The following is a 23,508-nucleotide window of genomic DNA, read 5'->3' on the forward strand; positions in this document are numbered from 1 at the left end:
CGTGGGCCGTGGCGGTGCGGCGCGCGAGCCGTGGGTCCGGGGCGGCATGCGCGGCGGCCCGGTGCGGCTGTGGCACACGGCCCGCGCATCGTAGGGAAGTCGGTTGCGCGGGCGGCCTGGTTCCCGGCCGTGAACAGGAGAATCCTCACGTGCGATGCCGGCCCCGAGCGCCGGTGACCAGGCGCCGGGGCGTGCCAGGATGAGCGTTCCTCCCCTTCCCCGCCGACTGCTTCGTGGAGCGGTGATGACCTCACGTCAGCACGGTCCGGCCCTGGTTCTGACCGGATTCCTTCTCCTTCTGGCCGCGATGTTCGGCCTCGCCTACGCGGTCGGCTCGGCCGTCGGACCGGTCGCCCCCGGCCTGCACCGGGAGGACGGCCCGGGCGGCGGCTCCGGCGGCGGCTCCGGGGACATGGGCGGTATGCACGGCATGGGCGGTGCCCGGTGAGCGCCCCGGCCGCCGAGGCCCCGCCCATCACCACCGAACTGCTGGTGGGCGGGATGACCTGCGCCGCCTGTGTGGGCCGGGTCGAGAAGCGGCTGGGCCGGATCGAGGGGGTCAGCGCCACCGTCAATCTGGCCACCGGCCGCGCCCGGGTGGACCACCCGGCTCAGGTCGCGGTGGACGAACTGATGGCCGTGGTGGAGGGGGCCGGCTTCACCGCCGCGCTGCCGCCGGCCGACACCCGGTCCGCGGACGACGGCGTGCCGACGGACGCGGCTCCGGCAGGGGCCGCCCGGCTGCTGATCACCGCGCTGCTCTCGGTGCCGGTGCTGGTGCTCTCCATGGCCCCGGCGCTGCAGTTCCGCAACTGGCAGTGGCTGTGCTTCATCCTCGCCACGCCGGTCGCCGTCTGGAGCGCCTGGCCCTTCCACTCCCGCGCCCTGCGCGGGGTGCGGCACGGCGGGGCGACCATGGACACCCTGGTCTCGCTGGGCGTGATCGCGTCCTTCGGCTGGTCGGCGTACGCGCTCTTCCTCGGCGGGGCGGGCGAGGTGGGCATGCGGATGCCGTTCTCGCTGCTGCCCTCGGCCTCCGGCGACACCGCGCACGTCTATCTGGAGGCCGCCGTCGGCGTCCCGCTGTTCGTGCTGACCGGACGGCTGCTGGAGGCCCGCGCCCGGCACGGCACCGGATCCGCGCTGCGCGCGCTGGCCTCGCTGGCCGCCAAGGACGTGGTGGTACGCGACGCCGACGGCACCGAACGCCGGGTGCCGGTCGAGCGGTTGCGCGTCGGGGACCGCTTCGTGGTGCGCCCCGGGGAGCGGGTGGCGACCGACGGGGTGGTCACCGACGGCAGCTCGGCCCTGGACCTGTCGCTGGTCACCGGTGAGAGCGCGCCGGTCGAGGTGGCCCCCGGCTCGCCGGTGGTCGGCGGTGCCGTCAACTCCGGCGGCCTGCTGGAGGTCCGGGCCGAGGCGGTCGGCGCCGACACCCAACTGGCCCGGATCACCCGGCTGGTGTCGGAGGCGCAGGCCGGGAAGGCGAAGGCCCAGCGGCTGGCCGACGCGGTGGCCGCGGTCTTCGTGCCCGCGGTGCTCTCCGTCGCGGTCACCGTGCTCGGCTTCTGGCTCGGCGCGGGCGCCGACCCGCAGGCGGCGGTGACCGCGGCGGTGGCCGTCCTCGTCGTCGCCTGCCCCTGCGCGCTCGGCCTGGCCACCCCCACCGCGCTGCTGGCCGCCACCGGCCGCGGAGCCCAGCTGGGCATCCTGGTCCGCGGCCCGCAGGCGCTGGAGGGGCTGCGCCGCGTGGACACCGTGGTGCTGGACAAGACGGGCACGCTGACGCACGGCGTGATGGACGTGCTGACCGTCACCACGCGCCCGGACGGGCTCGCTCCGGCGGCGGCGATCCGGCTGGCGGGCGCGGTCGAGCAGGGCTCCGAACATCCGGTGGGACGCGCGGTGACGGCGTACGCCCGCAAGGCCGCGGCGGAAGCGGAGCCGGACGCCGGGGCCGGAGCCGAGTCGGGAGCCGCGGCCGAGGCGGAGCCGGACCTGAAGACCGGGAAGGGGGTCGGAGCCGGGGCGGACGCGTCGGCCGAGGCGGAGCCGGACTCGCAAGCCGGGGACGGAGCCGGGGATGGCGCCGGGGCCGGGCTGCCACCGGTGCGGGACTTCATGGCGACCGCGGGCCTGGGGGTCAGCGGCCGGGTGGACGGACACCGGGTGGCCATGGGACGCCCGGACCTGCCGCAGCCGCCGACGGGCGAGGCCGAGGCGGACGGCCAGGGCTCGGCGCTGCCGGGCGAGCTGGCGGCCGCCGTCACGGCGGCAGAGGACGCCGGGCACACCGCCGTGGTGCTGTGGGTGGACGGCCGTGCCGAAGCGGTCTTCGCGCTCGGCGACACCATCCGCTCCGGGAGCTACCGCGCCGTGGACCACCTCAAGCGGCTCGGTCTGCGGCCGGTGCTGGCCACCGGGGACAGCGAGTCCGCCGCCCGTGCCGTGGCGACGCGCCTGGGCATCACCGAGGTACACGCCCGGCTGACCCCGGAGGGCAAGGCGGAGCTCGTCCGCGACTTGCGCGGGCGCGGCCACCGGGTCGCCGTCATCGGTGACGGCGTCAACGACGCCGCAGCCCTGGCCGGCGCCGACCTCGGCATCGCCATGGGCGGTGGCACCGACGCGGCCATCGGAGCCGCCGATGTGACCCTGGTGCGCGAGGACATGGCGGCGGTGGCCGACGCGGTGCGGCTGGCGCGCCGCACCCTGGGCACCGTACGGACCAATCTCGTCTGGGCCTTCGGCTACAACCTGGTGACCATCCCGCCGGCGGCCGTCGGCTGGCTCAATCCGATGGTGGCCGCAGCGGCGATGTCCGTCAGCTCGGTCGTGGTGGTCCTCAACAGCCTGCGGCTGCGCGGCTGGCAGCCGTCCCCGTCCCGTGGCCCGGCGGGCCGCGACCGTCGTCCGCGCGTACGCGCCGAAGCCGTCTGGGAGCGATGATGCCCGACCTGACCGCGGCCCGGGCCGCCCTCGTACCTGTCGCCGCCTGCGCGCTCACCCTGGCCGGGCTCGGCGTCTGGGCCGCCTCCGGGGCGGCCGGCACTCCCGCCGCGCCCGAGGTGACCTCCGCCCGGCTGCTGTTGCCCGCCAACCCTGAGATCACGGCCGCGTTCTTCGACGTACGCAACCGGGGCGGCGCGGACGACGTGCTCCTCCGCGTCACCTCACCCGCCACCGGACGCGCCATGCTCAGCCGCACGGTGGTCCGGAACGGGGCGGGCACCATGGCCATGGAGCCCTCGGTACGGCTGCCGGCCGGCGGGACGCTGCGGATGTCCACCTCCGGGGTGGACGTCATGGTCGACGACCCGCCGGCGGTGCGGGTGGGCGACCGGGTGCCGTTCGTCCTGCACTTCCGGGACAGCGGGCAGGTGCGGGTCAACGCGGTGGTGGTCCGCGCGGACAACCTCTTCTGACACCCTCTTCTGACCGCCTCTTCCTGACCGCTACGGCCCGAAGCGTGCGGGTGCCCGCGGCGCTGCCGCCCGTGGTGCTCTCGCACCGCGGGCGGCAGGGCCGTGACCTGCGGTATCAGGCCGGCGGGGTCAGCAGGGATCAGGCCAGCGCCGGAACCCGGTGGCCGGGGAGCGGCGGTGCGGCAGCCGGCACGGCGAGGCCGCGGTCCGGTCGCGATCCGCCCGGTGCGGCTCCCCCGCCCCGACGCTGGGCGGCCTCGCGGTGCGCCGCGTCGTATGCGGTGGCGTCGCCTCCGCTCGCGTCGCGCTCGGTGGCGTCGCGCTCGGCGGTGGCCAGCTGCCGGATCAGCGCCTCCCGGGCCCGGGCCACCCGGGACCGGACCGTGCCCACCGGGCAGCCGGCGACCACCGCGGCCTCCGCGTACGGCAGACCCAGCAGCTGGGTGAGCACGAACGCCTCACGCCGCTCGTACGGCAGCGCCGCCAGCAGCTCGGAGAGCGCCACCCCGTCGTCGAAGCCGATGTCCGGCCGGGCGCGGGCCTGGGTGCGTTCGGCCACGGTCTGCCAGTCGTCGGTGTCCGACAGCCGGGGCCGGGCCGCGTTGAAACGCAACCGGTCCACCACGGCGCGCCGGGCGATGGAGAGCAGCCAGGTGCGCGCCGAGGACCGGCCCTCGAAGCGCGGCAGCCCGCGCAGGGCCCGCAGATAGGTCTCCTGGACCAGGTCGTCGGCCGCCTGCGGGTCGGCGCTCAGCCGGGAGACATAGCGCCACACGTCGGTACGCGTGGCCCGGATGAAGCGGTCCACCGCCTCGGCGTCGCCGCTCCGGGCGGCCAGCGCCCAGGCGGTCAGCGTCTCGTCGTCGCGCTCAGACACCGGCACCTCCGCGCGGGTCGGCGAGGCGGGTCCGGGTGGCGCGGGCGGCGGGGTTCGCGGCCGGGTCGGCGATCGGTGGATCGGCGACGATGGAGACGTGGACTGCTCTGATTTTCGTATCGCCATCTCCGCGCGGGTCGACGGCGAGGAGCTGCCGCCGGACATCTCCGAAGGCGTCCTCGACGCGCATCTGCGGGAGTGCGCCGACTGCCGGGAGTGGGCCGAGCGGGCGCGGAGACTTCGGGAACTGACCCGTCGGATGAGCCAGGAGTGAACCCGGAGGAGGGCCGGGAGGAGAGCCGGGGAAAGAGTCGGGGAGTGGGCCGGGGGCCGGGCATCGTGCCGGCCGGAACCGGTTTCGGGCAGGGGTCATCGCCTGCGGTCCTTCGCTGGGCCGGACGCCGCGTGGCGGCGGTCCGGTGAGGTGATCGGTGGCTCAGAGCGCCGTCACAGGACGGCGGACCCCAGCGGCGGACCCCGGGTGGCGAGGACGTGGGTGAGCAGCAGCCGGCGCAGCCGCTGTCCGTCGCGGCGGCGGGCGCCGCGGACGCGCGGCGGTTGGGCGGCCGTCGGCCGGGCGCGGAAGAGGCGGATGAGCGGTGCGAACAGCCGGACGGCCAGGGTGCGGCCGAGCCGGTAGGCGGCCTGCTCGCCGCCGGACAGCCAGATTCCGCAGACCAGGGCGACCAGGACGTGCGCGGACCACATGGCGAGCGCGCCATGGCCGTGGTGCATGCCGGCCATGTCCATCCCGGGCATGGCCGCCCCGGGCAGGTCCGTCGCCGACGGATCCATCCCCGGCATCGTCATGTGGTGGCCCGGCATGGCGGCGTGCGCGGTGTGCTGGGCGTGGCCGCCCGGATGCCCGCCCGTGAGCCCGCCGGGCGAATCCGCCGCCGGGGAGGCGGAGAGCAGTGAGCCGCATCGGTGCCCCGTGCCGCCGTGCGTCGCGGGGTGGCCGCCGTGGGCGGCCACACCGGCGCCGGCCGCCGCGCGCTGGGCGAAGCTGAAGGCGGTGTGCAGCGCCGCCTGCGCGCCGACCGTGGCAGCGGTCACCAGCAGCGGACCGCGCTCGCGGCCCGCCAGGCACCAGGCCGCGCCGCCGGTGACGAGCAGCGCCGACGCGATCGTCCACCACGGGACGGCGGAGCCGGACATCATGGCGTGGCCCAGAGCCGCGAGCAGCACACAGACCGCTGCGAACACCGCGGCCCGCAGCGCCCGCAGTATGTGCCCCATATGCCGCGCCTCCATGACGCCCTCATGGTTGCACCCGCCCCGCGCGCCCCGACGCCGGGGGCCCGATGACGCGCGAATCCGCACAATCCGCGCGCGGATTCCTTGACAACCTGATCCGGCCGCCCACCAGACCCGGCGCCGCTCGGCCGGCGCCATGGTCCGGCTCGAGCGACGGCCCCGGGGTGCCGCGCACGACCGGCGCGGGGCGTCGCGAACGCGCCGGAATGGGCTTGTTCCCACCGTTGCGGGGCATCCGCCCGGCGGGGGAACGTGGACGGCACCGGCGTCCGGTGCCCCGCGGCACCGGACGGGCGGCCGGCCCGCCGGACCGTCAGGTCCGCCGATCCCGTCCCAGGAAGCGAGGCCGTGTGGTCGATCCATGGCTGGCGATGACGCCCGGCACGGACCCGGCGGAGCGCTGCCGTGCTGTCCGCCGTGCTCATGAGGCGTTTCTCACCGACGGGACGGTGGGGACCGCGGTACGTCCGGTCGTCGCGGAGTCCTGGCGGCGTTCGGCGAGCGCGCGGGTGCCCCTGGAGGCGCTGGCGCCGATCGACCTGATGGACGGGGAGCTGGAGGCGTACCGCAGCGGGCATCCGCTGGCACGCGTCTTGCCGGTCTTCCGCGAGCTGCTGGGCAGCATCGCCGAGGACGGCGCGCACCTGATGGCGGTCTGCGACGAGCAGGGCCGGCTGCTGTGGGTGGAGGGTCACCCCGGGATCCGGCGGCGGGCGGAGCGGATGAACTTCGTGGCCGGTGCCCGCTGGGACGAGCGGCATGCCGGCACCAACGCGCCGGGCACCTCGCTCGCCCTCGGCCAGGCGGTGCAGATCTTCGCCACCGAGCACTACAACCGCCGGGTGCAGCAGTGGAGCTGTGCCGCCGCGCCGGTGCGCGACCCGCACAGCGGGCGGCTGCTGGGCGCGATCGACATCACCGGCGGCGATCATCTGGCCACCCCGCACAGCCTGGCCCTGGTGCGGGCCACCGCCCGCGCCGCGGAGGCGCAGCTGGCCCTCATGTCGGCGCACACCACCGGTCCGCGGGTCACGCTGGCCGCGCTGGGCCGGGACGAGGCCCTGCTGATCACCGACGGGAAGCGGCTGCGGCTCGGCCGCCGGCACAGCGAGATCATGGTGCTGCTGGCCGGGCATCCGGACGGCCTGAGCGGCGCCGGACTGGCCCTGGAGCTGTACGGCGACCGGGCCGACCGGCAGGCCCCGGTCACGCTGCGGGCCGAACTCTCCCGGTTGCGCCGCATGGTGGGGCCGCTGGTGGCCTCCCGTCCGTACCGGCTCTGCGCGCCGGTGACCGCCGACGCGCAACTGGTCGCCGAGGAGTTGGCGGTCGGGAACGTGCCCGGCGCGGTGCGCGCCTACCGGGGGCCGCTGCTGCCGCTGTCGGAGTCGCCGGGTGTGGTCCGGATGCGGCGGACGCTGGAGGACCGGCTGCGCCGCGCGCTGCTGCTGTGCCGGGACGCCGAGCCGCTGCGCCGCTGGACGGAGTCCCCGTGGGGGGAGCACGACCTGGAGGTGCGGGAGGCGCTGCTGGCCGCGCTGCCCCGGGGCGCCCCCGGCCGGGCCTCGCTGATCGATCGCACCGAGCGGCTGCGCGCCGCGTACGCGGTGGGGCGCCGCGGCGCAACGTCCGCGCAACGTCGGGGTCATTAGCCTCGCGCCGATGCCGCCCGCGACGGCGCGGGCGGCGCGAAAAGGCACCGCGCCCGCGGGGCCGCGCGCCGATGCGCGGCGCCGCGCTTCGACGAGCACGGGAGGTCTTCCATGAGCCGTTACGCGAACCCGGGAACCGACGGGTCGATCGTCAGATTCCAGCCGCGTTACGACCATTGGATCGGCGGCGAGTACGTGCCGCCGAAGCAGGGCCGGTACTTCGAGAACCCGACGCCCGTCACCGGGCAGCCGTTCACCGAGGTCGCCCGCGGCACCGCCGAGGACGTCGAGCGCGCCCTGGACGCCGCGCACGCGGCGGCGCCCGCCTGGGGCCGGACCCCGGTCGCCGAGCGGGCGGACATCCTGTGCCGGATCGCGGACCGGATGGCCGAGCGTCTGGAGGAGCTCGCCGTCGCCGAGTCCTGGGAGAACGGCAAGCCGGTGCGGGAGACGCTGGCCGCCGACATCCCGCTCGCCATCGACCACTTCCGCTACTTCGCGGGGGCGATCCGGGCGCAGGAGGGCGGCCTCTCCGAGATCGACGAGGACACCGTCGCGTACCACTTCGCCGAGCCGCTGGGTGTCGTGGGGCAGATCATCCCGTGGAACTTCCCGATCCTGCTGGCCGCCTGGAAGCTGGCGCCGGCCCTGGCGGCCGGGAACACGGTCGTCCTCAAGCCCGCCGAGCAGACCCCGGCCTCCCTCCATGTCTGGCTGGAACTCGTCGCCGATCTGCTGCCGCCGGGCGTGGTCAACATCGTCAACGGCTTCGGGGTGGAGGCCGGAAAGCCGCTGGCTTCCAGCCCTCGGGTGGCGAAGATCTCGTTCACCGGGGAGACCAGCACCGGGCGCCTGATCATGCGGTACGCCGCCGAGACACTGACGCCGGTGACGTTGGAGCTCGGCGGCAAGAGCCCGAACATCTTCTTCGACGACGTCTCGGCCACCGACGACGACTTCCTCGACAAGGCGCTGGAGGGCTTCACCATGTTCGCCCTGAACCAGGGCGAGGTGTGCACCTGTCCGTCCCGCGCGCTGATCCAGCACGGGCACTACGCGGACTTCATGGACGCGGCGGTGGCCCGCACGGAGAAGATCGTGCAGGGGCATCCGCTGGACACCGACACCATGATCGGTGCCCAGGCCTCCGACGAGCAGCTGCTGAAGATCCTGTCGTACCTGGACATCGGCCGGCAGGAAGGCGCCAGGATCCGCACCGGCGGCACCCGCGCCGAACTCCCCGGGGAACTGGCGGGCGGTTACTACGTCCAGCCCACGATCTTCGAGGGGGACAACCGGATGCGGATCTTCCAGGAGGAGATCTTCGGCCCGGTGGTCGCCGTGACCGGCTTCCGCGACTTCGCCGAGGCGATCGGGATCGCCAACGACACGGTGTACGGCCTCGGCGCGGGCGTGTGGACCCGCGACGGCGCCACCGCCTACCGGGCGGGCCGCGCCATCCAGGCGGGCCGGATCTGGACGAACTGCTACCACGCCTACCCGGCGCACGCCGCCTTCGGCGGCTACAAGCAGTCCGGCATCGGCCGCGAGAACCACAAGATGGTGCTGGACCACTACCAGCAGACCAAGAGCCTGCTGGTCAACTACTCCCCCAAGAGGGTCGGCCTCTTCTAGCCGCGCATGTTCCAGCCGCGCGAGCAACGCGCATTTTCCCGCCGCGCAAGCGAAAGGTGCCTGGCCCGGGCCGATGCCCGGGCCAGGCACCTGATCAGCGACCGCGCTTGGCCGGCCCGGTGCGGACCGAGCCGCTGCCCTCCGCGAGCTTCCACTCCCGGTTCCAGGCACCCAGCGGAATCCGCTTCTCGAAGACCGGCGTACCGAAGATCTTCAGCTGGAACTGGAGGGCTCCGGAGAGGTCGACGCCGCCGGCGACCAGCCAGTGGCCCACGGCCGATGCGCTGCCGTCACTGGACCCGGTGGCGCTTGCCTCGCCCTCGCCGCGCAGATACGGGGCGACTTCGGCGGTCACGCCCACCGCGCCGTAGAGGCCGACGCTGGCCTCGGCGCCGAGCGTGGCCTTGACCTTGCCCGCCGCCGCCACCGTGGCCGTGACCGGGCTGGCCTTGATGTCGGACTCCCTGACGGTGTTCCAGCCCTTGGCCCGGCTGTAGCTGCCACCGACCCGGAAGTCGCCCTTGAGGTCCTCCTTCACCTCCACGCTGACCCGGCCGTCGGCGTCGATCTGGACGAAGCAGGTCAGGTCGAGGTTGACCACGACCGGGACCGGGCCGACCTGGATGACCGGGTCGGCGTGCAGCTTGGCGAACGGGATGCGCAGCGGCTTCCCGTCCGGGGTGTGGGCGGCCGCCTGGCCCTTCAACTGCCACTGCGAGGCCCAGTCGCCGGACAGGCCGAGGTAGGCGCCACCGGGTGAGCCCGCGCCGCCCGAGCCGGATCCGTCGTAGGAGAACTCGACTTCCGGGGCGAGCTGGACGAAGCCCGCGACCGACGCCGCGGCGGACGCCGGGGCGTCCTCGGCGGTGGCGATCTCAGCGCCGACGTCCAGGCGCAGGTTGCCCAGCGGCACCTTCGTGCCCTGCGGCCCGGAGTGCACGCCCCCGGCCTTGGACCAGGAGACCTTGACGCCCTTGACCAGCGGTTCGACCGTCACGGAGGCCGGGTCGACCGGCACCTGACCGTCGGCCTTGGCGGCGCCCAGCAGGGCGTTGAGGTTGGCCGGGGAGGTCTTGACCTCGGTGCCCCGCTCGGTGGTGCCGACCACCTCGGTGACCTCGGCGAGCAGGCCGTCGGGGGCGCCGGGCGCGGGCGCGCTGGCGACGACGTCGCCGACGGCCACGGTGGACTGGTCATCCGCTCCGCTGCCCGGCTCGGAGCTGTGGCCGGGACGTGCGGATGGCGTGTGGCTGGTCCCGGCGGTGGGCGTGTGGCCGGGCCGGGACTTGGGAGCGTCCTCGGCGGGGCGCCGGGACGCGGAGATGACGGCCCGTCCGCTGCTCCGGTCGAACGAGGCGATCTTCAGCGACGACTTCTCGGCCGGACGGCCCTCGCCCGAGGGGTGGGCGATGGCGGTCGGAGTGGCCGAGGCGGGGGGCGCCTTGGCGACGGCCAACTGCCCGTCGGCGGGGGCCGCGTGCACGGTGGACGTGGGCCGCGCACCGGCGGGCTTGCCGGCGCCCGGCGAGTCGGACGCTCCGGTGGCCGAGCATCCGACGGCGAGCAGTGCGAGGGCACTGAGCGCGGGCAGTAAGGCGGATCTGGATATCTTGCGCACGGTTGGACCTCGGGGGTGTGAGGTGGGGGCGAACCCCAAGGAGCCACGCAGAGGGCTGCCTTGGGGCTGCGTCACACACAGGGGATGAAGGATGACCGCTCGGGGCGGTTCGCCCGGGAACGGTCAGTTGCGTGATCATGCCATGTCCTCGGCAGTACCGAGAAACCCCGGCGGTGCGCTACCGCGGGCCGGGCACCTGCCAGCGAGTCGCCGAGAAGGTGAGGGCGACGGGTCGGTGGCGTGCCGGACCACCTCCGGCCCGCGCGGCGCGCCGGGGCGAACACCGGCACCACCCGCCTGGGCAGTGGCAGCGCGTCGATCCCGCCGGACGGCGCCCTGGCGATGCGAGCGGACGGGCGGCGGCTCGCCACCACCCACGGGTGAGCTTCGCCCCGCCGTGGCAGCGCGAGGGCGGGGACGGCACCGGGCGGACCGATGCCCACGCGCTCGCCCGCAGCCCCGGCGGCGAACGGCTGGCCGTCGGGGAGAACTCCGGACGGGTGACCGTCTACGACGCCGATGGGACGCGGCGTATGGCGGCGCTCGCCGGGATGGCCGGACCCTGCTCGTGGCCGGTGAGCACATTCCGTGGCGGACGTACGCCGTCGACGCCGACCGGGCCACCGCCACCGTCTGCGAACGTGCGGACGGCGGCCTGGCCCGGGCCGACTGGGAGACGTACATCCCGCAGGTGCCCTACCGCGACATCTGCTGAGGACACCTGGCCCGCACCGCGTAGCCGCCGGCCGTCAGCCGGCGCGGACGCACCCGCTCGCTTGCGGTACGCGCCGGGAGCGCACCCGGTACGCCCGCGTGCGGGTGCGGCTGAAAACGGCCGCGGCGATCCGTCAGCTGGCGTCGGCGAGTGCCAGGGTGTGCAGGCGCTCCGGCGGGCCGGGGCGGGCGTAGTACCAGCCCTGGGCGGTGTCGCAGCCGAGCATCCGCAGGTGTTCGGCCTGCACGCCGGTCTCCACGCCCTCCACGGTGACCGCCAGGTCGAGGGTGTGGGCCAGCGAGACGATGCCCTCGACGATCTTGACGTCGACCGGGTCGGCCGGGGCGCGCTGCATCCCGCGGGTGAAGGACCGGTCGAGCTTGAGCGTGCTGACCGGGAGTCTTCGCAGGTAGGAGAGGTTGGAGTAGCCGGTGCCGAAGTCGTCCAGGGCGATGTCCACGCCCAAGTCGGCGAGCTGGCGCAGCGGTCGCAGGGCGTCTTCGTCGGCGCCGATGAGGTCGGTCTCGGTCACCTCCAGGCACAGGGCCGTGGGGCACAGGCCGACTTCCTTCAGCACTGCCATGATGTCGGCGACCAGCGTCTTGTGGTGCAGCTGGCAGGGCGAGAGGTTGACGTTGACCCGCAGCTCCCGGCCGCCGGCGTGACAGGCGCTGTTCTCGCGCCAGGCGCGGGCCTGCCGGGCGGCCTCCTGGAGCACCCAGTGGCCGAGCGGGACGATCAGGCCGGTGGACTCGGCGAGCGGGATGAACTGGTCGGGGCCGAGCACGCCGTGCACCGGGTGCAGCCAGCGGACCAGCGCCTCGGCGCCTCGTACGCTGCCGTCGTCGAGCCGGACCAGCGGCTGGTACTCGATGAAGAACTCGCCGTTCTCCAGGGCCGAGGGCAGCCGGTTGGTGAGGCCGTGCCGGGCGATGACGCGCGCGTCCGAGTCGGCGTCGGCACGCACGTACTGGTTGCCCCCGGCCGCCTTGGCCCGGTACATGGTGATGTCGGCGCTGCGCAGCACCTCCGCGCGGTCCATCTCCCCCGCGTGGCCGTCGACCACGCCGATGCTCACCCGCACCAGGAGTTCGCGGCCGTCCACCCGGACCGGCTCGGCGAGCGCGGCGAGCATCCGGTCGGCCATCGCCGCGACCTCGCTGTGCGCGTCCGGCCCGGCGACCAGCGCCACGAACTCGTCGCCGCCGGCCCGGGCGACCAGTTCGGCCGGTGAGGTCACGCACTCCTGGAGCCGCTTGGCGACGCCCACCAGCAGTTCGTCCCCGACGGCGTGCCCGAGGCTGTCGTTGACGGCCTTGAAGCCGTCCAGGTCCAGGAAGCAGACACCGAACCGCTCGGATTCGGCGCCCGCGGCGACGGCCTGGTCGAGCCGCTCCAGGAAGAGGGTGCGGTTGGGCAGCCCGGTCAGCAGGTCGTGGGTGGCCTCGTAGCGCAGCCGCTCCTCCAGCTGCCGCTGCTCGGTGATGTCCTCCATCAGCGCCAGCTGGTACTGCGGGTTGCCGTCGGCGTCGCGGAGCAGGGAGACCGTCAGGTTGGTCCAGAAGACGCTGCCGTCGGGGTGCGGGTGCGGCTTCTGGATGCGGAAGAAGTCGCGCTTGCCGCCGACCAGCTCCCAGTAGAGGTCCATGATGCCGGGCGCGTCCTCGGGGTGCACCCACTCCAGGACGTTGCGTTCGGTCTCGAAGTACTCCCGGCCGCCGAACATCCGTGCCACGGCGTCGTTGACCACCAGTACCCGGCCGTCGAGGTCGGCGATGCCGACCCCGATGACGGCGCCCTCGAACACGGCCTGGAACTTCGCCTCGCTGGCGTGCAGCGCCATCTCGGCCTCGTTCCGCGCGGCCACCAGCGCGGCGCGGGAGGCGGCCTCCTGCTCCCTGCGGGTGCGCTCGCGCAGCTCCCGGACGAAGCCGGCGGCCAGCGCGTGCTGCAGCCGGGTGCAGCGGGTCCGGCCGGCCTCCGCGGTCATCGGCTCCCGGGGCGGGAGGTACTCCACCAGGTGCGCGTCGACCACCGCGAGGATCTGCGGCAGCGCGTCGGGGTCGGTGCACTGGGCGTCCACCAGCGCCGCTCCGACCTCGTACGCCGACTGGGTGTCGAAGGCCGGGGCGCCCAGCGCCTCGCCGAGTCGGCGCGCCAGGGGTACGAGGTACTGCTCGAACTCGGAGAGGGTCATCGAGGTCGCGGTGGCGGGGTGGACAGCGCGGCTCCAGATGGCCGCGAATCGCTGGAGCCGCCACCCGTGGGAGTCCTGTCTCCCGCCCGTGCCGCCTGTGCCCGCACTCATATTTTCCGTCCTACGCCCGGGGATCCGTCGAAGTACCGTGCCGCTCGGCGATGTGACCGCGTCAGCCGCGGCGCACCCTGCCGCCGGTGCCCGTCCTGCACTCCCCCGGGGAAGTGCAGCATGCCGACTACCGGCAGGGCAACCGGCTGATGCGGATCTAGATGGCATTCGACCTGCGCACTACCGATGCCGTGGTGCGAGTGAAAGTAGTGGCACTTTCGGGACACGGGTGGCAACAGGTCGATGCCTCGGGGGACCCCGGTGGGACGCTCCATCAGTCAGTGTCTCCAGCTCATCGGATGCGCTCGCGCCGGCGGCGGTAGCCGGTGATGAGGCGAGGTTACTGATCGTTCGTTCGAAATGGCAGCAGCAAACGGAAATCAAGAGTCCGCAATCGGCCAAGAGTCACGAAACGACAGCCTCCGATTACGTTACGTACCGTGTTTGCCCTGCCCTGTCAGCAGACTCCGACGGAGGCGAGCGCCCGCTTCTGAGTGACCGTGAGCTTCGCGGGAAAATACAGATAGCAAACGCCACCGGTACCGGAGACGACCTTTCCGGTGGCGTTGTACCGCTTCGTCCGAAGCCAGATGTTCTCGAACTGGCGGCGCTTGTACACACGTCGGACGGAGGCGTTGTCCGGGCTCGCCGGGTCGCCTGCGATGACGTCGCCGTCCGGCGTGAAACCGACCACGGTCATCAGGTGGCCCGCGGTGCCGTATCCAGCCCCGTCCAGCTCGGTCTTGAGGAAGGATTGAGAAGTGATCAGCGGGATGCCCGCGTCGATCAGGCACTCGGCGTGGTTCAGCGAACCGAGACGGGTGACCACGCCCCGCAGGCCGTGGTAGGTGGCGGCGTAGGCGGCGTTGAAGGGCCAGTTGCCGCAGCCCTCGTACTGGTAGTCGTAGGTGAAGCGGGCGGCGTGGCAGACCTGCGGATCGGCGAAGTCGGGGTTGACCCAGGCCAGGTCCTCGACGGTGGGCCGGCAGCCCCAGTACTCGATGATCATCTGCGAGGAGGTCGGGCTGCACCACGCCTCACCGCCGTTGTCGTACTCCGGGTACTGCCCGATGTGGATGTTCTGCGAGTAGCACGGCACCCGCAGTTCGCGGCCACCGCCGAGCCCGGGCACCGAGGCGGGCACCTCGAAGCGGTCCGGGACGTCCGAGCCCATGGCGCCCACGCGCCAGACCTTGGGGGTGAGCCCGCTGCCCGGCCGCCGGTAGAGCGTCAGCCGCAGCCGGTAGCAGGCCACCCGCAGCCCGCTTGAGGTGTCGTCGATGGCGAGGGTGTCGGTCCACACCGAGCTCTTGTCATCCGATTGGCCGTCCACCGATGTCCGCCGGATGGAGGCGTCACCGTCGTCGGAGGCCCAGCGGCCCATCACGTACCAGGGCGTGGCCGTGCCGTCGGTGTAGGTGCCCTGGAGTTCCACCTGAAGCCAGGTGCCGGCCGGGGTGCGGGCGTTCCAGGAGGCGATGACCTCGCTCGCCGGAGTGGCCAGAGTGACGACCGGTGAGGTCCAGGTGGCGTACTCCCAGCGGGTGGTGGCGCCGGTGTGCGGGTCGGTGTAGTCCGTCGTGCCGATCGGACAGGCCATCACCAGACCGGGGCAGGAACCGGCGATGGCCCGGGTGCCGGCGGCGGAGCCGCACCGCCAGTCGGAGTAACTGGTCCAGGCGCGGTACTCCACCGGTCCGTCGGGCGTCGTCGTGCGGGCCGACGCGGCGGCGCCCTGCGGAACCGCCGCGGTGAGCGAGGCGGCGGCGCCCAGGGCGGCGGCGATCACGGTGCGGCGGGGCGTACGTGCGGGTCCGTTTCCGGTCATCTCGGGGGTCCCCCAGTCGTGGTCCGGCGAGGCAGCGTGCGTGAGGGGCGGCGGGTGGGCGGCGTCGGCGCGGAGCGCCGTCAGTGAGGGGTGGTGGTCGGGTGACGGGTGGGCGGTCGGGTGACGGGCGGTCGGTGACGGCGACATGTGCGACAGTCGCACAACTATGGACGCTGTGAGCGGTTCCAGGCCAGCGATTGCGAGCCGTGGCGCGCGACAATATTGGTCTCAACCAGCGACGGACGAAGGCCGGTACCGATGGACACCCTCAGCGCGCTCGCCGCGCGGCTCACTGCACTGCCCGCGTCCGTAGGACCGGTGCGACTGGTCGCGGTGGACGGGCACGCCGGATCCGGCAAGTCCACCTTCGCCGCGCGGCTGGCGGCCGCGCTCGGCTCCGCGCCCGTGGTGCACACCGACGACCTCGCCACCCATGAGGAGCTCTTCGCCTGGACGGACCGGCTCCGCTCCCAGCTCCTGCTTCCGCTCAGCGAGGGCGCCACCGCGAGGTACGCGGTCTACGACTGGGTGGTCGGCCGTTTCGGGGGGCCCACCAAGGAGGTGCCTCCCGCGCCGGTCGTGCTGATCGAGGGGGTGGGCAGCGGCCGCCGGGCGGTGCGGCCGTATCTCGCCTGCCTGCTCTGGATGGACCTGCCGGAACAGGCCGCCTGGGCGCGCGGGCAACTCCGGGACGGGCCCGGTCAGTCCGCCTTCTGGGACGGCTGGCGCCCCGCCGAGCAGGCGCATTTCGCCACGGATCCCACCCGCCCGTTCGCCGACGCGCTGGTGCGGCAGGGTCCCACGGGATACGAGGTACTGCCCGGCCCCGCCACCGGGCAGACCCCGGACGTCCCCTAGATCACTGTGCGTGATGTCCATGGCCGAGGTGACCCCCTTGAGGTGTCCGACGCGCCGTCAGTGCCTCAACTCGGCTTGACCTGGGGGCCATCCAGGTCTTACGTTCTCAATGTGCGGCTCGCAGAAGTCGCCCGAGAGCACGAAGCCCCCGGTCGTTCCCCCGTGACCGGGGGCTTCGTTCTGTCACCCATGAGCGATTTAGCCGCTTTGCGCACACCTGATCTTTACGGAGAGTCACCATCATCGGGGTGGCGCCTCTCCCGCACCCGTCCGCGGGGCGAACAGGTGTCCTGGGCCCTCGGCGCGCCCCGCCTGCGCAGGTACGATGCGAATCGGTGCGGCCTCGCGGCCCGGTGCCCGGGACGCGCCGGCACAGGGACACTGGCCACCTTCGGCCACAGCACGGCGGTCAGCAGGACGGCGGCCAGGCACTCGCCCGGCGGCTCACCACGGGGGCACGGTTTGTGGGGGGACGTGATGGATCTCGGCGCGCAGGGCTCGCACGCCCCGGCCGATCTCGCCTGGCTGCGCGGCGTCGACGCCTACACCGTGGGCGCCTACGCGCAGGCCGAGGAGGAGTTCCGGACCGCGGTGCGGCACGACCCCGGGATGGCCGACGCCTGGCTGGGACTGCACGCGCTGCGCGCCGACACCGCGACCGCGCTGCTGCGCATGTACCGCCACCGCGACCGCTTCGGGGAGCAGCGCGCCCGTCACCGGCGCACCCTCAATTCCTGGTACTGGCTGGGCTGGTGGGTGCAGCCGGTACTGGAGAGCGGCCGTGATCTGCTGCTCGCGCACGCCTCGCACTGGCTCGACGGCCGCCATGTGCCCGAGCTGGACCGGGCGCTGGCCGGCTGCCCCCCGGTCGAGGCGGATCCCCAGGTCCGCTTCCTGCACGCCTGCCGCGCGTATCTGGTCAAGGACTGGGAGCAGTTGGTCCGGCACACCGAGCCGCTCCTGGACGACCCGCTGCTGGGCATCGAGGCCGGCCTCTTCGGCGGCATGGCCCGGGTGCGGCTGGAGATGTTCAGCCAGGCCGAACCGCTGCTGGCCACCGCGCTGATGCGCTGCCGCAGCGAGCAGCCGCAGCGCAAGGAGTTGCGCTACTGGCTCGCGCGCGCCCATGAGGGCACCGGACGGTCGGCTGCCGCGCTGCCGCTGTACCGGGCCGTGCACCGGATCGACTCCGGGTTCATGGACACCGCGGCGCGGCTGGCCGCGATCGCGGAGGACGGGCTGGACGAGCCCGCCGACCTGGCCACCGTCCCGTCGGTGGCCGGAATCGGCCAGGACGCCCCGGAGGGCCGGGAGAGCTCCGGACCGGCCGTCGACACCGACCCCCCGGGGGGCGCCCCGGAGCCTTCGGACGGCCGCGAGCCGCGGATCGGCGTCGGCCCCGAACCGGACGGGCCGATCCTGACGGGTGCCACCACCGGCGGCGCCGGGGGCCTGCGCGACGCCGCCGAGGGCCGGGAGAAGGCAAAGGGCCCGGTCCAGCCCGGGCCTTCCGACCCGGCGCTCCTGGAGAGCGCGCTGCGGGAGCTTGAGCGCATGGTCGGCCTGGAACCGGTCAAGCGTCAGGTACGGGCGCTCTCCGCGCAGTTGCACATGTCACGGCTGCGCGCCGAGGAGGGCCTGCCGGTGCAGCCGCCCAAGCGCCACTTCGTCTTCTCCGGGCCGTCCGGGACCGGCAAGACCACCGTCGCCCGGATCCTGGGCCGGGTCTTCTACGCCCTCGGGCTGCTCACCGGCGACCACCTGGTGGAGGCGGGGCGGGCCGACCTGGTCGGCGAGTACCTGGGCCAGACCGCGGTGAAGGCCAATGAGCTGATCGACTCGGCGCTCGGCGGAGTGCTCTTCGTCGACGAGGCGTACAGCCTGTCCAACTCCGGCTACAGCAAGGGCGACGCGTACGGCGACGAGGCGCTCCAGGTGCTGCTCAAGCGGGCCGAGGACAACCGCGACCGGCTGGTGGTGATCCTCGCCGGATACCCCGAGGGCATGGACCGGCTGCTGGCCGCCAACCCCGGTCTCGGTTCGCGTTTCACCACGCGCGTCGACTTCCCCAGCTACCGGCCGCTGGAGCTGACCCGCATCGGCGAGGTGCTCGCCGCGGAGAACGGCGACCACTGGGACGAGGAGGCGGTCGAGGAACTCCGCAGCATCAGCGGACACGTGGTGGACCAGGGCTGGATCGACGAGCTGGGCAACGGCCGCTTTCTGCGCACGCTGTACGAGAAGAGCTGCGCCTACCGGGACCTGCGGCTGTCCGGCTGGACGGGGGTACCGAGCCGGGAGGACCTGGCGACCCTGCGGCTGCCGGACCTGATGCAGGCGTACGGCGAAGTCCTCTCCGGCCGCGGCCCGAAAACCAGCCCCTCCGGCGATTGAGGAGTGGGGGTACCCCCGGACGGAGTCTGGGGGAGGGTCCGGGGCGGAGCCCCGGCAAGAACCCGAGCCCCCGCCCTCCCCCTCCGCTCAGCCGACCATCTCCCGCTCGTCGGCAGACGCCGCCACCCCCGTCCGCTGCCCCGTCACCCGGCCATCGGCCGGAACAGGCGCCGCGGTCCGGCGCCCGGGCCGGTGCGCCGGGTCGCGGACCTCACCGACCAGCATCTCCAGCACGTCCTCCAGCGCCACCAGCCCCAGCACCTTCCCCGAGGCGTCGGTGACGGCGGCCAGATGGGACGCCGCCCTGCGCATCACGGTGAGCACGTCGTCCAGCGGCAGTTCGGCCCGCAGGGTCTCGATCGGCCGCCAGAGGTGCTGGGGCACGGCACGCTCCCCGTCCTCCTGGTCCAGCACGTCCTTGACGTGGAGGTAGCCCATGAAGGCGCCGCCGGGCCCGCGCACCGGGAAGCGCGAGTAGCCGGTGCGCACCGCCAGCTCCTCGATCTGCCGCGGGGTCACGGACGGGTCGACGGTGACCAGCCCGGCCGGGTCCAGCAGCACGTCGGTGACCGGGCGGCTGCCCAGCTCCAGGGCGTCCGCGAGCCGCTCGTGCTCGTCCGGGTCGAGCAGCCCGGCCTGCCGGGAGTCGGCCACCAGATGGGTGAGCTGCTCGCTGGTGAAGACCGCCTCCACCTCGTCCTTGGGCTCGACCCGGAACAGCCGCAGCACCCAGCGCGCGCAGGCACCGAGGGCCACCGTGACCGGGCGGCACACCCGGGCGAAGGCGACCAGGCCGGGCGCCAGCCACAACGCGGTCTTCTCCGGCGCGGCCATGGCCAGGTTCTTGGGCAGCATCTCGCCGATGACCAGGTGCAGGCAGACCACGGCGGCCAGCGCGATGGCGTAGCCGAGCGGGTGCACCAGCTGTCCGGGGAGGTGGACGGCGTGGAAGACCGGCTCCAGCAGCTGGGCGACGGTCGGCTCGGCGACCGCGCCGAGGGTCAGCGAGCAGATGGTGATGCCGAACTGGGCCGCCGCCATCATCTGCGGCAGGCTCTCCAGCCCGGTCAGCACGGTGCGGGCACGCGCCGAGTCCGCCGCGAGCGGCTCGATCTGGCTGCGGCGTACCGAGACCAGCGCGAACTCCGCGCCGACGAAGAATCCGTTGGCCAGCACCAGCAGCGCGGCGAACAGGAGTTGCACGGCGGTCATCGGTCCGCTCCCACAGGAGCCGGGGCGGTGCTGGCGCGGACGATCCGCACCCGCTCCGCCCGGTGGTGGCCGACCTGCCGGACGGCCAGCTTCCAGCCGGGCAGTTCAGCGACGTCGCCGGGCGCCGGGATCCGGGCCAGCAGGTCGGCGACGAGTCCGGCGAGCGTCTCGTAGGGCCCGTCGGGGGCCTGGAGCCCGATGCGGGCCAGGGTGTCGACGCGGCAGCTGCCATCGGCCTCCCAGACGGGCCGGCCGTCCTCGGTCGTCGACAGCTGGGTCAGGTCGGGGCTGTCGGCGGCTTCGTCGTCGTGCTCGTCGCGTACCTCGCCGACGAGTTCCTCCACGATGTCCTCCAGGGTGACCACGCCTGCCGTGCCGCCGTACTCGTCGACGACCACGGCTATCGGCTGCTCGCTGCGCAGCCGCTCCAGCAGCGGCTGGACCGGCAGCGTCTCGGGCACCAGCAGCGGGGGCTTGGCGATGCGTCCGGCGGGGGTGCGCAGCCGCATCGGCGCGGGCACCGCGAGCGCGTCCTTGAGGTGGACCATGCCGATCACCTCGTCCAGCCGCTCCCGGTAGACCGGGAAGCGGGACAGGCCGGTGGCCCGGGTGAGGTTGAGCACGTCCTCGGCGGTGGCGGTGGACTGCAGGGCGCTGACGCGCACGCGCGGGGTCATCACGTGCTGGGCGGTCAGCTCGCCGAGCGACAGGGTGCGGACGAACAGGTCCGCGGTGTCCTGCTCGATGGCTCCGGCCTGGGCCGAGTGGCGGGCGAGCGAGACGAGTTCGCCGGGGGTGCGGGCGGAGGCCAGCTCCTCGGTCGGCTCCACGCCCAGGCTCCGCACCAGCCGGTTGGCGACGGTGTTGAGCAGGGCGATCAGCGGCCGGAAGAAGCGGGCGAAGGCGTACTGCGGGCCGGCGACGAAGCGGGCCACCTGCATCGGCCGGGAGACCGCCCAGTTCTTCGGCACGAGCTCGCCGATGACCATCTGGACGGCGGAGGCCACCAGCATGCCCAGGACCACGGCGACACCGGGCACCGCGCCGTGCGGCAGCCCGGTGGCGGTGACCGGGGTGGTCAGCAGCCGGCCGAGCGCGGGCTCGGCGAGCATGCCGACGACCAGGGAGGTGATGGTGATGCCGAGTTGGGTGCCGGAGAGCTGGAAGGACAGCTCGCGCAGCGACCGGGCGACGGTGTCGGCCCGGCGGTCGCCTTCGGCCGCGGCGCGCTCGGCGTCCGCGCGCTCGACGGTCACCAGGCCGAACTCGGCGGCGACGAAGAAGCCGTTGGCCAGGATCAGGACGAGTGCCGCGGCGAGCAGCAGAAGAGAGAGTGTGATGCTCATGCCGCCGCCTTCTGAGAGGGGGCGGCGCAGGTACTACAGGACGATCCGTCCATCGCTGGAGGGAGTCACTCCTCGGGTCGCAGGAGCCCGGTTTCCGGGGCGGGGCGCAGGGTGCGCCTTGGGAACAGAGTAAACACGACGATCAATCGCGCGAAGATGTGCCGTACGTCTCGGCGAGGGCGCGCAGCGTCCGGGCGTCCTCGATCGCCTGTGCCTTGGCGATGCCGGGCTGGATGCCCATGGCCGGCAGGCTGGTGCCGTCGGCCAGGTCCAGGTAGACCCAGGGGTCGCCGGACCGGAGGTTGACGCGGAGCACCTCCGGCCAGGCCAGACGGCGGCTGTTGAGCAGATTGACGACGGTGACGCCGTCCTGGTCGGCGATGACCTTGGGACGGCTGAACCGCAGCAGGGCCAGGAAGAACAGCAGCCCGGTGACGATGAAGGAGACCTTCTCCCCCGGGCTCAGCCGGGTCAGCAGCAGCGCGACGGCGGTGAGGACGGCGAACAGTGCGGCCCCGATGGTCAGCAGGACGATCCGGGTGCGGGTCGGCCGGAAGGTGACCGGGAGCTCGGGCAGGGGTGCGGGGGCGGACACGGCGTTCGGTCCTTCGTCGTCAGGCGGGGTTCGGCGGCGGGCGGGACGCCCTACAGGCGGCAGGCGTGGATGCCGGTGGTGAGGATGGCCCGCGCGCCCAGTTCGTACAGCTCGTCCATGATCCGCTGGGCCTCCTTGGCCGGGACCATGGAGCGGACCGCGACCCAGCCCTCGTGGTGCAGGGGGGAGACGGTGGGCGACTCCAGGCCGGGGGTGAGCGCCACCGCGCGCTCCACCTGCTCGACCCGGATGTCGTAGTCCATCATCACGTAGCGGCGGGCGACCAGGACGCCCTGCATGCGGCGGAGGAACTGCTGGACCTTGGGGTCGTCGGCGGGGGCGCCGGTGCGCCGGATGACGACGGCCTCGGACTCCAGGATGGGCTCGCCGATGATCTCCAGACCTGCGTTGCGCAGGGTGGTGCCGGTTTCGACGACATCGGCGATGATCTCCGCGACGCCGAGCTGGATGGCGGTCTCGACGGCGCCGTCGAGGCGGACGACGGAGGCGTCCACGCCGTGGTCGGCGAGGTGCTTGGAGACCAGGCCCGAGAAGGAGGTGGCCACGGTCATGCCGCCGAACTCGCTGACGTCCTTGGCGGTGCCGGGGCGGGTGGCGTAGCGGAAGGTGGACCCGGCGAATCCGAGCTGCATGATCTCCTCGGCCTGGGAGCCGGAGTCGAGCAGCAGGTCGCGGCCGGTGATGCCGATGTCCAGGCGGCCGGAGCCGACGTAGACGGCGATGTCGCGCGGGCGGAGGAAGAAGAACTCGACCTCGTTGTCCGAGTCCACGAGCACGAGTTCCCTGCGGTCCTTGCGCTGCCGGTAGCCCGCCTCATGGAGCATCGCCGACGCAGGCTCGGACAGTGAACCCTTGTTGGGGACGGCGATGCGCAGCATGAGAGCGACTTCCTTCGTACGTCGGGGCGTTCGGGAGGGGGCGGTGCGTTTCGGGCAGGTTGCCGGAGGGCGCGGAGATCAGAGGTGAGCGTATACGTCGTCGAGCGAGATCCCCCGGGCGACCATCATCACCTGAAGGTGGTACAGCAGCTGGGAGATCTCTTCGGCGGTGCGGTCCGCGCCCTCGTGCTCGGCGGCCATCCACACCTCGGCGGCCTCTTCGACGACCTTCTTGCCGATCGCGTGCACGCCCTTGCCCACCAGCTCGGCGGTGCGGGAGGTGCTGGGGTCGCCGGTGGCGGCCTTCTGCTGGAGCTCGGTGAAGAGCTCCTCGAATGTCTTGTTGGCCATGGTGCCCTTAGCCTACTTCGGTCCCCGGCCGGATCAGCGCCAGGGCTCGGAGACCGAGCGGAGGGTGGCCGCGGTGGCGACGGCCGCGGTGACCGCTTCGTGCCCCTTGTCCTCCGTGGAGCCCGGCAGGCCGGCCCGGTCCAGCGCCTGCTCCTCGTTGTCACAGGTCAGTACGCCGAAGCCGATCGGGACCCCGGTGTCGATGCTGACCTGGGTCAGGCCCTGGGTGACGCCCTGGCAGACGTACTCGAAGTGCGGGGTGCCGCCGCGGATGACGACGCCGAGGGCGACGACCGCGTCGTAGCCGCGGCCGGCCAGCACCTTGGCGACGACCGGCAGCTCGAAGCTGCCGGGCACGCGCAGCAGGGTCGGCTCGTCGATGCCCAGCTCGTGGAGGGCGCGCAGCGCGCCGTCCACCAGGCCGTCCATCACCTGGGTGTGCCACTGCGCGGCCACCACGGCCACGCGCAGGTCGCCGCAGTTCTTCACGGTCAGCTCGGGGGCGCCCTTACCGCTCATGTCTCTCCTCGGTGCTTCT

20 protein-coding genes and 1 pseudogene are annotated in these 23,508 nt (G+C 73.4%); 10 read left to right on the top strand and 11 right to left on the bottom strand.

Annotated features, from left to right (window positions below):
- The first annotated feature begins 244 nt into the window (after positions 1–244).
- Genes AC4BDD_RS03925 through AC4BDD_RS03935 form a run of 3 tightly spaced genes read left to right on the top strand, consistent with a single transcriptional unit; the run spans position 245 to position 3,425 of the window.
- Entirely contained in the window at positions 245–448 is a 204-nt protein-coding gene (locus tag AC4BDD_RS03925) for a hypothetical protein (protein ID WP_490689561.1), read from the top strand.
- Between the two features lie 53 nt (positions 449–501).
- The gene (locus AC4BDD_RS03930) at positions 502–2,949 is read left to right on the top strand and encodes a heavy metal translocating P-type ATPase (protein WP_490691647.1); all 2,448 of its coding nucleotides are present in this window, start codon (positions 502–504) and stop codon (positions 2,947–2,949) included.
- The gene (locus AC4BDD_RS03935) at positions 2,949–3,425 is read left to right on the top strand and encodes a copper chaperone PCu(A)C (protein ID WP_490689562.1); all 477 of its coding nucleotides are present in this window, start codon (positions 2,949–2,951) and stop codon (positions 3,423–3,425) included. The genes AC4BDD_RS03930 and AC4BDD_RS03935 overlap by 1 nt, the downstream gene beginning before the upstream one ends.
- 304 nt (positions 3,426–3,729) lie before the next feature.
- Here AC4BDD_RS03935 and AC4BDD_RS03940 read toward each other — a convergent pair.
- Positions 3,730–4,428, bottom strand: a pseudogene (locus tag AC4BDD_RS03940) (sigma-70 family RNA polymerase sigma factor); the annotation flags it as partial.
- Here AC4BDD_RS03940 and AC4BDD_RS03945 point away from each other — a divergent pair.
- Complete coding sequence (locus tag AC4BDD_RS03945) at positions 4,400–4,576, top strand: zf-HC2 domain-containing protein (RefSeq protein ID WP_490689563.1); 177 nt, start codon at positions 4,400–4,402, stop codon at positions 4,574–4,576. The pseudogene AC4BDD_RS03940 and the gene AC4BDD_RS03945 sit on opposite strands and share 29 nt — an antisense overlap.
- A gap of 173 nt (positions 4,577–4,749) precedes the next feature.
- Here the strand turns inward: AC4BDD_RS03945 and AC4BDD_RS03950 are convergent, their stop codons facing one another.
- Positions 4,750–5,541 (bottom strand): hypothetical protein, encoded by a 792-nt coding sequence (locus tag AC4BDD_RS03950; RefSeq protein ID WP_490689564.1) that lies wholly within the window; start codon positions 5,539–5,541, stop codon positions 4,750–4,752.
- A 368-nt stretch (positions 5,542–5,909) separates the two neighbouring features.
- On the opposite strand from AC4BDD_RS03950, the gene AC4BDD_RS03955 reads away from it, so the two are divergent.
- Both AC4BDD_RS03955 and exaC read left to right on the top strand, forming a co-directional pair.
- A complete protein-coding gene (locus AC4BDD_RS03955) occupies positions 5,910–7,211 on the top strand; it encodes a GAF domain-containing protein (RefSeq protein WP_490689565.1) in 1,302 nt (433 codons plus the stop codon).
- A 111-nt stretch (positions 7,212–7,322) separates the two neighbouring features.
- The gene (gene exaC / locus AC4BDD_RS03960; protein ID WP_490689566.1) at positions 7,323–8,846 is read left to right on the top strand and encodes an acetaldehyde dehydrogenase ExaC; all 1,524 of its coding nucleotides are present in this window, start codon (positions 7,323–7,325) and stop codon (positions 8,844–8,846) included.
- 94 nt (positions 8,847–8,940) lie between these two features.
- Here exaC and AC4BDD_RS03965 read toward each other — a convergent pair whose 3' ends face one another.
- Positions 8,941–10,464 carry a hypothetical protein gene (locus AC4BDD_RS03965; protein ID WP_490689567.1) on the bottom strand — a complete coding sequence of 508 codons (1,524 nt, stop codon included), beginning with the start codon at positions 10,462–10,464 and terminating at the stop codon, positions 8,941–8,943.
- Positions 10,465–10,704: 240 nt separating this feature from the next.
- Between AC4BDD_RS03965 and AC4BDD_RS03970 the strand changes: the two genes are divergently transcribed.
- Together AC4BDD_RS03970 and AC4BDD_RS03975 are read left to right on the top strand one after the other, a co-directional pair.
- On the top strand, positions 10,705–10,848 hold the full coding sequence (locus AC4BDD_RS03970; protein ID WP_490689568.1) for a hypothetical protein: 144 nt from the start codon (positions 10,705–10,707) through the stop codon (positions 10,846–10,848).
- Positions 10,849–11,032: 184 nt separating this feature from the next.
- Positions 11,033–11,179 (top strand): hypothetical protein, encoded by a 147-nt coding sequence (locus AC4BDD_RS03975; protein WP_490689569.1) that lies wholly within the window; start codon positions 11,033–11,035, stop codon positions 11,177–11,179.
- 133 nt (positions 11,180–11,312) lie between these two features.
- Here AC4BDD_RS03975 and AC4BDD_RS03980 read toward each other — a convergent pair whose 3' ends face one another.
- Complete coding sequence (locus tag AC4BDD_RS03980; protein ID WP_490689570.1) at positions 11,313–13,487, bottom strand: putative bifunctional diguanylate cyclase/phosphodiesterase; 2,175 nt, start codon at positions 13,485–13,487, stop codon at positions 11,313–11,315.
- A 457-nt stretch (positions 13,488–13,944) separates the two neighbouring features.
- The gene (locus tag AC4BDD_RS03985) at positions 13,945–15,315 is read right to left on the bottom strand and encodes a C39 family peptidase (protein ID WP_490691648.1); all 1,371 of its coding nucleotides are present in this window, start codon (positions 15,313–15,315) and stop codon (positions 13,945–13,947) included.
- 258 nt (positions 15,316–15,573) lie between these two features.
- On the opposite strand from AC4BDD_RS03985, the gene AC4BDD_RS03990 reads away from it, so the two are divergent.
- Together AC4BDD_RS03990 and AC4BDD_RS03995 are read left to right on the top strand one after the other, a co-directional pair.
- Positions 15,574–16,173 (top strand): uridine kinase family protein, encoded by a 600-nt coding sequence (locus AC4BDD_RS03990; RefSeq protein ID WP_490689571.1) that lies wholly within the window; start codon positions 15,574–15,576, stop codon positions 16,171–16,173.
- Positions 16,174–16,650: 477 nt separating this feature from the next.
- Positions 16,651–18,567, top strand: coding sequence for an AAA family ATPase (locus tag AC4BDD_RS03995; protein ID WP_490689572.1), 1,917 nt, complete (start codon positions 16,651–16,653; stop codon positions 18,565–18,567).
- An 87-nt stretch (positions 18,568–18,654) separates the two neighbouring features.
- On the opposite strand, the gene AC4BDD_RS04000 is transcribed toward AC4BDD_RS03995, so the two are convergent.
- The 6 genes from AC4BDD_RS04000 to ribH form a co-directional block, all read right to left on the bottom strand.
- Entirely contained in the window at positions 18,655–19,779 is a 1,125-nt protein-coding gene (locus tag AC4BDD_RS04000; RefSeq protein ID WP_490689573.1) for a hemolysin family protein, read from the bottom strand.
- Entirely contained in the window at positions 19,776–21,119 is a 1,344-nt protein-coding gene (locus AC4BDD_RS04005; protein WP_490691649.1) for a hemolysin family protein, read from the bottom strand. Before AC4BDD_RS04005 ends, AC4BDD_RS04000 begins: the two co-directional genes overlap by 4 nt.
- 148 nt (positions 21,120–21,267) lie before the next feature.
- Entirely contained in the window at positions 21,268–21,720 is a 453-nt protein-coding gene (locus AC4BDD_RS04010) for a PH domain-containing protein (protein WP_490689574.1), read from the bottom strand.
- A 50-nt stretch (positions 21,721–21,770) separates the two neighbouring features.
- Complete coding sequence (gene hisG, locus AC4BDD_RS04015; protein WP_490689575.1) at positions 21,771–22,619, bottom strand: ATP phosphoribosyltransferase; 849 nt, start codon at positions 22,617–22,619, stop codon at positions 21,771–21,773.
- A 78-nt stretch (positions 22,620–22,697) separates the two neighbouring features.
- Positions 22,698–22,970, bottom strand: a complete 273-nt coding sequence (locus AC4BDD_RS04020) for a phosphoribosyl-ATP diphosphatase (protein WP_398462219.1) — start codon at positions 22,968–22,970, stop codon at positions 22,698–22,700.
- A gap of 33 nt (positions 22,971–23,003) precedes the next feature.
- Positions 23,004–23,489: a 6,7-dimethyl-8-ribityllumazine synthase gene (ribH, locus tag AC4BDD_RS04025; protein WP_490689576.1), complete on the bottom strand. Its 486-nt coding sequence runs from the start codon at positions 23,487–23,489 to the stop codon at positions 23,004–23,006.
- Positions 23,490–23,508 lie beyond the last annotated feature (19 nt).

The organism is Streptomyces sp. JLBT605, from assembly GCF_058215555.1.

What these genes read in the sequence shown, in the direction of transcription:
- AC4BDD_RS03930 (WP_490691647.1), top strand. Translation starts at nt 502, where the DNA reads ATGACCTGCGCCGCCTGTGTGGGCCGGGTCGAGAAGCGGCTGGGCCGG.
- exaC (WP_490689566.1), top strand. Translation starts at nt 7,323, where the DNA reads ATGAGCCGTTACGCGAACCCGGGAACCGACGGGTCGATCGTCAGATTC.
- AC4BDD_RS03995 (WP_490689572.1), top strand. Translation starts at nt 16,651, where the DNA reads ATGGATCTCGGCGCGCAGGGCTCGCACGCCCCGGCCGATCTCGCCTGG.
- AC4BDD_RS03935 (WP_490689562.1), top strand. Translation starts at nt 2,949, where the DNA reads ATGCCCGACCTGACCGCGGCCCGGGCCGCCCTCGTACCTGTCGCCGCC.
- AC4BDD_RS03950 (WP_490689564.1), bottom strand. Translation starts at nt 5,541, where the DNA reads ATGGGGCACATACTGCGGGCGCTGCGGGCCGCGGTGTTCGCAGCGGTC.
- AC4BDD_RS04000 (WP_490689573.1), bottom strand. Translation starts at nt 19,779, where the DNA reads ATGACCGCCGTGCAACTCCTGTTCGCCGCGCTGCTGGTGCTGGCCAAC.
- ribH (WP_490689576.1), bottom strand. Translation starts at nt 23,489, where the DNA reads ATGAGCGGTAAGGGCGCCCCCGAGCTGACCGTGAAGAACTGCGGCGAC.
- AC4BDD_RS03925 (WP_490689561.1), top strand. Translation starts at nt 245, where the DNA reads ATGACCTCACGTCAGCACGGTCCGGCCCTGGTTCTGACCGGATTCCTT.
- AC4BDD_RS03980 (WP_490689570.1), bottom strand. Translation starts at nt 13,487, where the DNA reads ATGAGTGCGGGCACAGGCGGCACGGGCGGGAGACAGGACTCCCACGGG.
- AC4BDD_RS03990 (WP_490689571.1), top strand. Translation starts at nt 15,574, where the DNA reads ATGGACACCCTCAGCGCGCTCGCCGCGCGGCTCACTGCACTGCCCGCG.
- AC4BDD_RS04020 (WP_398462219.1), bottom strand. Translation starts at nt 22,970, where the DNA reads ATGGCCAACAAGACATTCGAGGAGCTCTTCACCGAGCTCCAGCAGAAG.
- AC4BDD_RS03985 (WP_490691648.1), bottom strand. Translation starts at nt 15,315, where the DNA reads ATGACCGGAAACGGACCCGCACGTACGCCCCGCCGCACCGTGATCGCC.
- hisG (WP_490689575.1), bottom strand. Translation starts at nt 22,619, where the DNA reads ATGCTGCGCATCGCCGTCCCCAACAAGGGTTCACTGTCCGAGCCTGCG.